Origin of the sequence: Promicromonospora sp. NPDC052451 (assembly GCF_044547525.1) — a bacterium.
Lineage (GTDB): Bacteria > Actinomycetota > Actinomycetes > Actinomycetales > Cellulomonadaceae > Promicromonospora.
The window spans coordinates 56,000-68,036 of the sequence record NZ_JBIUAP010000001.1 but is presented as its reverse complement, the minus strand read 5'-3'; the positions used below and the strand labels follow the sequence as shown (position 1 = coordinate 68,036).

Here is a 12,037-nt window from a genome sequence, read left to right as displayed (position 1 = left end):
TGAGGCGACACCCATGCCCGCCTACGCGCGCACGAGGTCGCTTCCACCGGGCGGCGCCCCGCGAGGCGCGATGGCCGGCCTGGGCCGCCGCGAGTTCCTCACCATGGCCGCGGCGGGCACCGCGGCCGCCGCGATCAGCGTCACCATCGCCGCGCTCGACCCCGCCGCTGCGCTCGGCGCCACCGCGATGACGGGTAACGCGACGCCCGAGCCGCCGTCGGCCCTGAACCTGAAGCGCGAGCTGCGTGCCATGTGGATCGCGTCGGTCGCGAACATCGACTGGCCGTCCGCGAGCGGCCTCGACCCCGCCACGCAGCAGGCCGAGTTCCTGCGCTACCTGGACGTGGCGCAGGAGAACCGGCTGAACGCGGTGTTCGTCCAGGTGCGCCCGACGGCCGACGCCCTCTGGGACAGCCCGCACGAGCCGTGGTCGCAGTACCTGACCGGTACCCAGGGGCAGGACCCGGGCTACGACCCGCTCGCGTTCATGGTCGAGGAGGCGCACAAGCGCAACATCGAGCTGCACGCGTGGTTCAACCCCTACCGCGTCTCGATGCAGGCCGACCTCGCCCAGCTCGTCGCCGAGCACCCTGCGCGGCAGCACCCGGACTGGGTGTGGGCCTACGGCGGCCGGCTCTACTTCGACCCGGGCGTGCCCGAGGCGCAGGAGCACATCCAGCGGGCGATCCTGCACGCGGTCGAGAACTACGACATCGACGGCGTGCACTTCGACGACTACTTCTACCCGTACCCCGTGGTCGGGCAGGAGCTGCCCGACACGGCCACGTACGAGGAGCACGGCGCGGGCTTCGACACCATCGAGGACTGGCGGCGCGGGAACGTCGACCGCTTCGTCGAGACGATGAGCGTGCGGATCAAGACGGTCAAGCCCTGGGTGAAGTTCGGGATCAGCCCGTTCGGCATCTGGCGCAACGCCTCGACGGACCCGCTCGGCTCGGACACGGCCGGCTCGCAGTCGTACGACGACCAGTACGCCGACACCCGCAAGTGGGTCCTGGAGGGCTGGCTCGACTACGTCAACCCGCAGATCTACTGGCAGATCGGCCTGGCCGTCGCGGACTACGCGGCCCTCGTCCCGTGGTGGGCCGAGGTCGCGGCCGCGTCGGGCACCCAGCTGTACGTGGGGGAGGGCCTGTACAAGATGACGAGCGGGGTGTTCACCGACCCCGAGGAGCTGACCAACCACCTCGACCTGTGCCGCGAGGTCAGCCGGGACGTCGGCCCGGTGCACGGGAACGTCTACTACTCGGCCGTGCACGTCCCCGCCGACCCGCAGGGCGGGATGTCACGCGTGGTGGCCGACCACTACCAGCACCCGGCGCTGATCCCGCCGATGCCGCACCTGCCCGCCGACCCCGTGGTCAGCCCGGTCCTCGCGAACACCCGCCGGGTCGACGGCGGCGTCCGCGTCCATGTCGCCGACCTCGGTGCCAGGACCGCCCGCGCCACCTCGTTCGCGGTGTACCGCGTGACGGGGGTCGCCGGCGCCGTCGACGTCGACGACCCGGCGAACCTGGTCGGCACGTTCCGGTCCGGGAGCGGGCGCATCCAGTCGTGGCTCGACACCACCGCCGTGGCCGGCACGCCGTACACCTATGTGGTCACCGCGCTGGACCGGGTCTGGAACGAGAGCGGGCCCAGCCGGCCGCGCGTCGTCAGGTAGCTGCCGCCGTCAGGTGGCGGTCAGCGTTCGACGGGCAGTCCGGCGCCCGTCCAGGCGACGATGCCGCCGTCGAGGTTGGTCGCCTCGAGCCCGGCCGCCTCGTTGAGCCACTGGGTGGCCCGTGCCGAACGGCCGCCCGAGTGGCACATGACCAGGATGGGGGCGTCCGCGTCGAGCTCGCCGAACCGGGCAGGCAGGTCACCGAGCGGGATGTGCACCGCGCCGGGGGCATGGCCGGCGTCCCACTCGTCCTGTTCACGGACGTCGAGGAGCGTCGTCCCGTCGGGGACGGGGGTGGCGGGGTCGAGCTCGCCGGGGTGGACCGCGGGGACCTCGGGCTGCATGGGCGGGAACATGCCGTCAGCCTACGACGACGACGCGACCCGTCCGACGGCGACGCACGCGCCCGGTACCTGGCAGTATCGGCTGCATGGATGCGCGTGCCGGAACCCCCGCCCAGCCCAGCGACCTGATCGACGTCGACCAGGTGGTCGGCGCCTACTACGACCTCTCCCCGGACCCGGACGATCCCGGCCAGCAGGTCGTCTTCGGCACGTCCGGTCACCGCGGTTCGAGCCTGGACCATGCCTTCAACGAGGCGCACATCGTCGCGATCACCGCGGCGATCGTGGAGTACCGGCGCGGACAGGGCACCGACGGCCCCCTCTTCATCGGGCGGGACACGCACGCGCTGTCCCGGCCGGCCTGGCAGACGGCGCTCGAGGTGCTCGCCGCGGCCGACGTCGACGTCATGGTCGACGCGCGCGACTCGTGGACGCCGACGCCCGCCGTCAGCCAGTCGATCCTGCTGCACAACCAGACGCGGTTCGCGGAGGGGACGCCGGGTCTGGCGGCCCCGGGAGCCGGCCTGGCGGACGGCATCGTCGTGACGCCGTCGCACAACCCGCCTCGTGACGGCGGCTTCAAGTACAACCCGCCGCACGGCGGCCCCGCCGGCTCCGACGCGACCGGGTGGATCGCCGACCGGGCGAACGAGATCCTCCGGACCGGCGTCGGGCAGGTGAAGCGGGTGTCGCTCCAGGACGCGCTCGCCGCGGACCGGACACACCGCCACGACTACCTGTCGAGCTACGTGGACGACCTCGCGGGCGTGCTCGACCTCGACGCGATCCGGGCGTCCGGCGTGCGGATCGGGGCCGACCCGCTGGGCGGGGCGTCCGTCGAGTACTGGGGCGAGATCGCGGAGCGGTACGACCTCGACCTGACCGTCGTCAACCCGCAGGTCGACCCGCGCTGGTCCTTCATGACCCTCGACTGGGACGGCAAGATCCGCATGGACTGCAGCTCGCCGTACGCCATGGCCTCCCTGGTCGAGAAGATGACGGGGCCCGACGGCGGCGCGCCGTTCGACATCGCCACCGGGAACGACGCCGACTCGGACCGGCACGGGATCGTCACGGCCGACGGTCTGATGAACCCCAACCACTTCCTCGCCGTGGCCATCGAGTACCTGTTCGGCGGGGCGCGCCCGAGCTGGCCCACCGGTGCGGCCATCGGCAAGACGCTGGTGTCGTCGGCGCTCATCGACCGCGTCGCCGCGGGGCTCGACCGGCGGCTGGTCGAGGTGCCGGTCGGGTTCAAGTGGTTCGTGCCCGGCCTGCTCTCGGGCGAGGTCGGGTTCGGCGGCGAGGAGTCGGCGGGCGCCTCGTTCCTGCGCAAGGACGGGCGCGTCTGGTCGACCGACAAGGACGGGATCCTGCTCGCGCTGCTCGCCTCGGAGATCCTGGCGACCACGGGGCGGTCCCCGTCCGAGCACCACGCGGCGCAGGTGGAGCGGCACGGGCAGAGCTGGTACGCCCGCGTCGACGCCGCCGCGACGCGCGAGCAGAAGGCACGGCTCGCCGCGCTGTCGCCGTCCGACGTCACGTCCACGACGCTGGCCGGGCAGGACATCACGGCCACGCTCACCGAGGCCCCCGGCAACAGCGCGAAGATCGGCGGCCTCAAGGTGACGACGGCCGACGCGTGGTTCGCCGCGCGGCCGAGCGGCACCGAGGACGTCTACAAGATCTATGCGGAGTCGTTCGTCTCCGCGGACCACCTCGCCGAGGTGCAGGACGCCGCGAAGGCGCTGGTCGGGGAGGCGCTCGCCTGACGCCACGGTCCGCAGCCCGGCGCCGGGCGTGCGGTTCGGTCGTCTGCACCGAGATCGGTCGTTCCCCGAGCCGATCTCGGTGCAGACGACCGAGGACGCGGGCCGGAACGGGCGCCAGGCCAGGGCACGGGTGACCCTGAGGTCACCTCGTGCTGGTGACCAGCAGGTTGGCGAGCTGGGTCAGCACCTCGGACCGGGCGGCGACGTCGCCGTCCTGCACCTCGGGGTTCGCGATCATCGAGGCGCGCATGGACGACTCGTAGGTGCCGAGCAGCAGGTCGACGGCCGTGTCCTGGTCGATCGTGAACCGGAGGCCGAGGTTCGCGAGGATCCGCTCGATCGCAGCCCCGCACTCCCGGCGGAGCGCCTGCTCCTGGGCCAGGAAGGGCGCCCCGACCGTCGGGTCGCGCATCGCGAGCAGCTCGAGCTCGGCGCGCATCAGCGCCCAGGTCCGGGCCTGCCCGGGGTCGGTGACCACCACCGAGAGGATCGCGCGGACGGCCGTGTGGTCCACGGAGCCGTCGCGCACGACGTCGGGCTGCAGGTCCGCGACGACGGTCTCCAGCGCGGCGAGCTGACGGCGCTGCGCCCGCTCGGCCAGCGCCAGGAACAGCTCCTCCTTGCTGCTGAAGTTCGAGTAGAAGGCGCCACGGGTGAAGCCCGCGGCCTCGCACACCGCCTCGATCGAGGCGCCGTGGATGCCGTGCTGGGCGAAGACCGTGAAGGCCGCGTCGAGCAGACGCTCGCGGGTGCGCTCACGCCGGGGGGAGAGGGCAGAGGCGAAAGCGCGCTCGGCGGACGACCCGGACCCGGCGTCGGTGGCGGGTTCAGTGGTCACGGAGTTCTCCTCGGGGGACTGCTTCGGGCGGAAGGTCACCAGTCTATCAATACACTCGTGTATCCGATGCACTCGTGCATCGGATACAGTGGTGCATCGAACGTCCCGTCATCGGTCCCCGCCTCGTCCAGGAGTGTGCGTGTCCTCCGTCCTCTACTCGCTCGGCCGCTGGGCCGTCCGCGCCCGCCGGCTCGTCGTAGCCGTCTGGGTCGTGGCACTCGTCCTCGTGGGCGGTGCGGCCGGCCTGCTGCAGCAAGGTCTCGACAACCAGGTGTCCATCCCGGGCACCGAGTCCCAGGAGGCGCTCGACCGCCTGGCGGCGACGTTTCCCCAGGTCAGCGGCGCCTCAGCGCAGGTGATCGTGGTCGCGCCCGAGGGCGGGACCATCAACGACGAGCCGATGCGCTCGGCCATCGAGGACGGTGTCGAGAAGATCGGCGACGTCTCGCAGGTCGAGGTCGTCACCTCCCCGTACGACGAGCAGATGCCGGCGTCGGTGTCCGACGACGAGCGGGCCACGCTGCTGACGATCCAGCTCGACGGTGACCAGGGTTCCATCACGGACGAGACCAAGGACGCGCTCGGCGTCGAGGCGGACGCGCTCGCGCAGGCACTGCCCGACGGCGCCGAGGCGCACCTGGGCGGCCAGCTCTTCTCCTCGAAGTTCCCCGAGATGACGCTGACCGAGGGCATCGGCCTGCTCGTCGCGCTCGTGGTGCTGGTCCTGACCCTCGGCTCGCTCGTGGCCGCGGGGCTGCCGCTGCTGAACGCGCTGCTCGGCGTCGGGGCGTCGATGGGGCTGCTGTTCGCGGCCACCGCGCTCGGCCCCATCAACTCCACCACGCCGATGCTGGCGGTGATGCTGGGCCTGGCGGTCGGCATCGACTACGCCCTGTTCATCGTGTCGCGGCACCGCGAGCAGCTCGGTACCGGGCTGTCCGTGCCGGAGTCGATCGCGCGGGCCACGGCCACCGCGGGGTCGGCCGTCGTGTTCGCCGGCCTCACCGTGATGATCGCCCTGGTGGGCCTGGGCGTGGCCGGCATCCCGTTCCTCACCATCATGGGCGTCGCGGCAGCCGTGACGGTGGGCGTCACCGTCCTGGTGTCGCTGACCCTGCTGCCCGCGCTCCTCGGGTTCGCGGGCGAGCGGCTGCGCCCCAGGCCGTCGCGGAAGGCCCGGCGCGCCGCGGCCCGCGCGGCCGCCCAGGCCGTCGCGGCCGAGGAGGCGGACGCCGACCCCGAGGTGACCCGACGCCGTCGCGCACCGGCTGCACCCGAGCCGGAGGAGCCGCGGCCGAACCGCTTCTTCACCGGCTGGGTCCGGGCCGTGACGAAGATCCCGGCGCTGACGGTCCTGCTGGTCGTCGCGGCGATGGGTGCGCTCAGCTACCCCGCGCTGGACCTGCGGCTCGCCCTGCCGGACGCGGGCGTCATGGAGGAGGACGACCCGGCCCGCATCACCTACGACCTCGTGTCGGAGCACTTCGGCGACGGCTTCAACGGCCCGCTCATCGTGACCGGTTCCATCGTGACCAGCACCGACCCGGTCGAGCTGATGAACCAGATCGGCGACGAGATCGCCGACCTGCCCGGCGTGGCCGACGTGCCGCTGGCCACCCCCAACCCGACGGCCGACACCGGGATCATCCAGGTCGTGCCAGAGGGCGGTCCCACCTCCGCCGAGACGGAGGACCTGGTCCGCGAGATCCGCGGGCTGCACGACCACTTCCTCGACGAGTACGGCGTGGACCTGGCCGTCACCGGCTTCACGGCGGTCGGCATCGACGTCTCCGACAAGCTCGGTGACGCCCTGCTGCCGTTCGCGTTCGTGGTGGTGGGTCTGTCGCTGATCCTGCTCACCATGGTGTTCCGGTCCATCGCGGTGCCGATCAAGGCGACGATCGGCTACCTGTTCTCGGTGGGCGCGGCGTTCGGTGTCGTCTCGCTCGTGTTCGAGCACGGCGTGTTCGCCGAGGCGCTCAACGTGACCCGCACCGGGCCCGTCATCAGCTTCATGCCGATCGTCCTCATGGGCATCCTGTTCGGCCTCGCGATGGACTACGAGGTCTTCCTCGTGTCCCGCATGCGGGAGGACTACGTCCACGGGGGCAGCGCCAGGCACGCGATCACCACGGGGTTCCAGGGTTCCGCCAAGGTGGTCACCGCGGCGGCGATCATCATGATCGCGGTCTTCGTCGCGTTCGTGCCGCACGGCGACATGAACCTCAAGCCCATCGCCCTCGGCCTCGCCGTGGGCGTGGCCGTGGACGCCTTCGTGGTGCGCATGGTCTTCGTACCCGCGGTGCTCGCGCTGCTGGGCGAGAAGGCCTGGTACATGCCGAAGTGGCTCGACCGGGTGCTGCCGTCGTTCGACGTCGAGGGCGAGGGGCTGGCGCGCGAGCTGTCGCTCGCGGACTGGCCCGAGCCGGGTGCCACCGACGCCGTGGCCGCCCAGGACCTGGAGGTGCGTGGCCGGTCCGGCGTGGTGGTGGGCCCCGTGAGCGTGCGCGTGCCCGACGGCGGCGCGCTGCTCGTCCGCGGCGACGCCACGGCACCGGTCAGCGCCTTCCTGCTGGCCGTGTCGGGCCGGCTCGCCATGACGGGCGGCGTGGCCAAGACGACCGGTCTCGTGCTGCCGGAACGAGCGTCCTCGGTGCGGCACCGGGTGGCGGTGGTGGACTCCGCCGCCGAGGGCGGGCACCCCGCCGAGGCGGTCCGTGGTGCGCTGCGGGACAAGCCGGCGGTGCTCGTGGTCGACGCCACGGAGACGGTCGGCGACCTGGCGGCGCGCGCCGAGCTGGCGCAGGCCCTGGCCGGGGCGCAGCGCGACGGCGTCGCGGTGCTGCTCGGCTCGACCGGCGTGGCGGCGACCGACCTGGCGCCGGCCGGCACGCCGATGCTCGATGTCAGCCCAGGGCCGCGTGCCGGCTCACCCAGAACAGAACGTGACCAGCAGTCCGACGTGACCGAGCAGGAGGTGCGGGCATGAGCACCGCGACAAGATGGCTGCGGCCCGAGCCCTTCCGCAACCCGTGGCGTGCCGTGGCCGTGGCTCTTCTCCCGTTGATGATCCTCGGGCTTCTCATCTCGGCCCTGTGGAACCCGCAGGAGCGCCTCGACACCGTCAAGGCGGCGATCGTGAACCTCGACGAGCCGGTCGAGGTCCAGGGCCAGACCGTCCCGCTCGGGCGCCAGCTCGCCGCGGGCCTCGTGAGCGGCGGCGAGACCGCCGACGCCGAGGCCGGTCAGGCTGCGGCGGTCCCCGCCTCCGACGCGAGCTACGACTGGGAGATCACCGACGAGTCGGCCGCGGCCGACGGCCTGGCCGACGGCACCTACGCGGCCGTCGTGACGATCCCGGAGGACTTCTCGGCCGCGGCGACGTCCTTCAGCGGCGACGACCCGGCCGAGGCACGCCAGGCCACCATCGACGTCGCGACGCCGACCAACGGCCGCGTGCTCGACGACGCCCTCGCGCAGGTCGTGGCACAGACCGCGACCAGCGTGCTCGGCAGCACGCTCACCGAGACCTACGTGGACAACGTGCTCGTCGGCTTCTCCACGCTGTCGGAGGAGCTGGGCAAGGCCGCTGACGGCGCCGGGCAGCTCGCCGACGGTGCCAACGAGGCGGGCGAGGGCGCACAGCAGCTCGCGGACGGCGCGGGCGAGCTCGCGAACGGAGCGACCGAGGCCGGCGCAGGAGCGCAGGAGCTGGCGGCCGGAGCCCACCAGACCGCCGACGGCGTGTCCGGGGTGCAGGCCGGTGTGTCCAGCCTGTCCGGCGGGGCGGGCCAGTGGGCAGCGGGTGCCGACCAGTGGGCGGCGGGTGCCGACCAGGCGGCGGCGGGTGTGAACCAGCTCGCGGCTGGTGCGGGGCAGTCGGCTGCTGGGGCGCGAGATCTGGCGTCTGGGGCGGACGATCTTGCGACCGGTGCGGAAGGCGTTGCCTCAGGCGCGCAGAACCTCGCGGGCGGACTTGCCGAGACGTCCGCCAAGCTGCAGGGAACTGGCGGTGTGCCGGGACCGGCCGCAGCTGCTACCAAGCTCGCGGACGGAGCTACGGGCGTGTCCGGCGGCGTGACCAAACTGGTGACGGAGCTGAAAGCGACCTGCGATGAGCTCGGCATCGTGGCGCCCCCCGACATGTGCGGCCCCGAGCAGATCGCCGAGCTGGAGGCGTTGCAGGCCGGCGCCGAGCAGGTTGCGGCCGGCGCTACAGGCCTCGCTGGCACCCCAGGCAAGGAGCCGACCGGCCTGTACGAGCTGACCGCTGGAATCTCCGGTCTCTCCCAAGGGGCTCAGGAGCTCTCCGGCTACGCCACCCAGGTCTCTGGTGGCGTCACCCAGCTCGCCGGCGGCACCCACCAGCTCGCCGACGGCCTCGGCGAGCTCCAGACCGGCGCGGACCAGGCTGCGGTCGGTGTCTCCCAGCTCTCGGGCGGCGCACGTGAGCTCTCCGGCGCTGCCGGCGGCATCGCCACCGGTGCGAACCAGCTCGCCTCCGGCGCGGGTCAGCTCGCGGCCGGCACCAGCCAGCTCGCCACCGGCGTGGACGGCCTGGCGTCCGGCGTCACCGAGCTGGGCACCGGCACCTCTCAGCTCGCCACCGGCGTCGGCGGGCTCGCGGACGGTGTCGGTGAGCTGGCCGGCGGTGCCCAGGACCTGTCGAGCGGCCTGGACCAGGCCACCGAGGAGATCCCCGCGTACACGGAACAGGAGCGCAAGTCGCTCGCGTCCGTGGTGGCCGACCCGGTCGCCACCGACGGCGAGGTCACCGACCTCGACACGGGGGCCACCGGTCCGATGTTCGCGGTCCTGGCGCTCTGGCTCGGTGCGCTCGCCCTGATGATCGTGTTCCCGCCGGTGCCGCTGCACGCCCGGGGCTCGACGCGCGGCGCGCTGCGGCTCACGCTGGAGACGTTCGCCGTCCCCGCGGCGATCGGCGTGGTCACGGGCCTGGCGACCGGCGCTGTCCTGGCGGGTATCGAGGGGCTCGACGTCGGCGGCTGGGCCGCGACGATGGGCTTCGGTGCGCTCGTCTCGGTCGCCTTCGTCGCGGCCAACCAGGCGCTGGCGGCCGCGCTCGGCCACGTCGGGCGAGGAGTGAGCCTGCTGATCGCGGTGCTCGTCATCGCCACCGGTGTGGTGTCGACGGTGCCGGCCGTCCTCGAGGGGATCACGTCGTTCCTGCCGGTCGGGCCCGCCACGGTCGGACTGGGCCGGCTCGTCGAGCCCGGCACCGGGAGTCTCGGGATGGCCATCACCTCGGTCGTGCTGTGGGCCCTCGCGGGCCTGGTGGTGAGCACCCTCGTGGTCGCGAGCCGGCGCACGGCCCGGATCGGCGACCTCCGTACGGCCTGACGTCCCTGCGGCACGACGAAGCCCCGGCTGCCGTCCTCCTGATCAGGAGGGGGCAACCGGGGCTTCGTCGTCCGGCAAAGGCTGCGCCTGAGCTCAGCGGTCGCCCGCACGGCGCAGGCGCTCCGCGGTGTCGGGCCACGGGACGTGGGTCGGCTCCAGCGGGACCAGCGCCTTGGACAGGAACGCGTCGCGCAGCACGATGCCCTGGGGCGAGAGCTCGCTGATCGTGAGCTCGGTGCCCTCGCCGTCGAGCAGCCAGTGCTCGGCGAGCTCGTGCAGCCCGCGGCCGAGCACGAGCTCCTCGCCCGCGTGGTAGTCCTGCACACCGCCGACGGCATGACCGAGCCGGTTGCGGGGGACCACATCGGAGTAGTCGTCCGTCACGGGTTCGAGGTAGCCCACGGTCTCGCCGTCCTCCCGCGTGACGGCGAGCCAGGTGTCGACAGGTGCGATCTCTGGCGTCGTCATGCTCTGACCCTACGGTCCGGGCCGGCTCGGGCCCGCTGGATTTTCGGGCCGGCGCACGGCCCGGGCCGGTGGTGGCCGCACCGGCGTCCGGCACGGCCGGGCTCGCCCACGTCGGCCAGCGGTCCCGGCCTCAGCCCAGGTCTGCCTTCCGGATCAGCCCGTGCACCCCGACGGTCCGGTCGACGACCTGCGAGACGGCGAAGTCCCCGGCCGCCGACAGGTAGGCGTACGCGACCGCCCGGTCCAGCCCGTGGTCGTGCTGGAGGAAGTCGAGCGCGTTGACCACGGCGCGCCGCATGGCGACGTCCAGGTCGCTGAGCTGACCGCCCACGGAGCCGTCCGGGTCGGACAGGCCGATGGGGATCCAGGCGTCCGCCGTCTCCCCGAACGGGTAGGAGTAGGCGACCGACGGAGCGTCCCCCGAGCCGGGCTTGCAGACCGTGAGCCGGAACGTGCCGCGCAGCGAGCCCTCCATGGCGGTGAGCGCCACCTCGCCGTCGCCCATGGCCATGTGCGGGTCACCCACGTAGAACAGCGCACCCTCGGCGCTGACCGGCAGGTAGAACGTGGACCCGGCGCCCAGGTGCCGGATGTCGATGTTGCCGCCGCCGAGCGTGGGCGGGATCGAGTTGGCCTCCGGGGCGGTCAGGTCCGTCGAGCCCGCGAACGCGACGCCCATCATCCCGAAGAAGGCCCGCAGCGGGAACCGCACCCGGCCCGCGCCCGAGCCCATCACGGCGTGGTCTCCGCGCACCCCGGCGAACACGGACACGTTGCCGTACTCGGTGGGGATGCCGGACCCCCGCCCGTCGGTGCCGACGGGCGGCATCACCTCGTCGAGGCTGATCCCGGCGGGCGCGCCCGCCGCCGTGACGCCCAGTGCGCCCTTGCCGTGCCGGGACGAGACCACGCCGTAGGGCACCCGCGGGGTGGCTGCGAGCGTCTCGATCTTGAGCACGTCACCGGGCTCGGCGCCCTCGACGAAGACGGGGCCGGTCACCACGTGCGGACCGTCGACGTCGAAGTTGCGCACCGTCCGGGAGTACCCGGCGGCGATGGCCACGGCGTCGTCGAGCACCTCCCGGCGTCGTACGCCGTGCTCCGCGAAGTACGCCACCGGGTCGCGGCCCTGGTCCTCCAGGATGCCCTCGTGCGAGACGGAGTCGATGGTGATCGTCTGGCCGGACCGCACCCGCGCGACGCCCCGGGCGTGCACGGAGGGGACGTAGCCCCACAGCACGTCGTCGACGTCCGATCCCAGGTAGACGTCGCCGGGGATCCGGCCACGGCCCGGTTGCAGCACGCCGGAGTACCGTCCGGCCCCGCCACCGCCCCGGCTCGTCCCGGATGCGGCCGAGGCCGCCGCCGCAGGCCCCGCCGCCAGCGCGGACCCGGCCCCGACGCCGAGCGCCGCCTGCAGGAACCGTCGCCGGCCGAGGGCGGAGACCAGGGTCTCGGCGGCCGTACGTCCGTCTCGGTGTCCGCCATGAGTCACAGGACCACGCTCCTTCGAGATCGCGCGCGGCCCGGCACCGCGCCAGACCGACGCTAGGGAGCGGAGATTTCGCCC

General features: G+C 73.0%; 8 protein-coding genes. 4 read left to right on the top strand and 4 right to left on the bottom strand.

The window, feature by feature from the left end; all coding sequences use genetic code 11:
* Positions 1-13: 13 nt before the first annotated feature.
* Positions 14-1,684, top strand: a complete 1,671-nt coding sequence (locus ACIG47_RS00295) for a family 10 glycosylhydrolase (RefSeq protein ID WP_397429149.1) — start codon at positions 14-16, stop codon at positions 1,682-1,684.
* A 20-nt stretch (positions 1,685-1,704) separates the two neighbouring features.
* On the opposite strand, the gene ACIG47_RS00290 is transcribed toward ACIG47_RS00295, so the two are convergent.
* Complete coding sequence (locus ACIG47_RS00290; RefSeq protein WP_397429148.1) at positions 1,705-2,040, bottom strand: rhodanese-like domain-containing protein; 336 nt, start codon at positions 2,038-2,040, stop codon at positions 1,705-1,707.
* Between the two features lie 74 nt (positions 2,041-2,114).
* Here ACIG47_RS00290 and pgm point away from each other — a divergent pair, with 74 nt between their 5' ends.
* Positions 2,115-3,800, top strand: a complete 1,686-nt coding sequence (gene pgm, locus ACIG47_RS00285) for a phosphoglucomutase (alpha-D-glucose-1,6-bisphosphate-dependent) (RefSeq protein WP_397429147.1) — start codon at positions 2,115-2,117, stop codon at positions 3,798-3,800.
* Positions 3,801-3,942: 142 nt separating this feature from the next.
* Here pgm and ACIG47_RS00280 read toward each other — a convergent pair whose 3' ends face one another.
* Positions 3,943-4,638 (bottom strand): TetR/AcrR family transcriptional regulator, encoded by a 696-nt coding sequence (locus tag ACIG47_RS00280; RefSeq protein ID WP_397429146.1) that lies wholly within the window; start codon positions 4,636-4,638, stop codon positions 3,943-3,945.
* Between the two features lie 139 nt (positions 4,639-4,777).
* On the opposite strand from ACIG47_RS00280, the gene ACIG47_RS00275 reads away from it, so the two are divergent.
* Together ACIG47_RS00275 and ACIG47_RS00270 are read left to right on the top strand one after the other, a co-directional pair.
* A complete protein-coding gene (locus ACIG47_RS00275; RefSeq protein ID WP_397429145.1) occupies positions 4,778-7,627 on the top strand; it encodes an MMPL family transporter in 2,850 nt (949 codons plus the stop codon).
* On the top strand, positions 7,624-9,999 hold the full coding sequence (locus ACIG47_RS00270) for a YhgE/Pip family protein (protein ID WP_397429144.1): 2,376 nt from the start codon (positions 7,624-7,626) through the stop codon (positions 9,997-9,999). The genes ACIG47_RS00275 and ACIG47_RS00270 overlap by 4 nt, the downstream gene beginning before the upstream one ends.
* 93 nt (positions 10,000-10,092) lie before the next feature.
* Here the strand turns inward: ACIG47_RS00270 and ACIG47_RS00265 are convergent, their stop codons facing one another.
* Both ACIG47_RS00265 and ACIG47_RS00260 read right to left on the bottom strand, forming a co-directional pair.
* Complete coding sequence (locus tag ACIG47_RS00265; RefSeq protein WP_397429143.1) at positions 10,093-10,467, bottom strand: hypothetical protein; 375 nt, start codon at positions 10,465-10,467, stop codon at positions 10,093-10,095.
* Between the two features lie 130 nt (positions 10,468-10,597).
* Complete coding sequence (locus tag ACIG47_RS00260; RefSeq protein ID WP_397429142.1) at positions 10,598-11,962, bottom strand: acetamidase/formamidase family protein; 1,365 nt, start codon at positions 11,960-11,962, stop codon at positions 10,598-10,600.
* Positions 11,963-12,037: the final 75 nt, after the last annotated feature.

Excerpts from the sequence above, each read along its gene's own strand:
- ACIG47_RS00265 (WP_397429143.1), bottom strand. The coding sequence starts at position 10,467 with ATGACGACGCCAGAGATCGCACCTGTCGACACCTGGCTCGCCGTCACG.
- ACIG47_RS00295 (WP_397429149.1), top strand. The coding sequence starts at position 14 with ATGCCCGCCTACGCGCGCACGAGGTCGCTTCCACCGGGCGGCGCCCCG.
- pgm (WP_397429147.1), top strand. The coding sequence starts at position 2,115 with ATGGATGCGCGTGCCGGAACCCCCGCCCAGCCCAGCGACCTGATCGAC.
- ACIG47_RS00270 (WP_397429144.1), top strand. The coding sequence starts at position 7,624 with ATGAGCACCGCGACAAGATGGCTGCGGCCCGAGCCCTTCCGCAACCCG.
- ACIG47_RS00290 (WP_397429148.1), bottom strand. The coding sequence starts at position 2,040 with ATGTTCCCGCCCATGCAGCCCGAGGTCCCCGCGGTCCACCCCGGCGAG.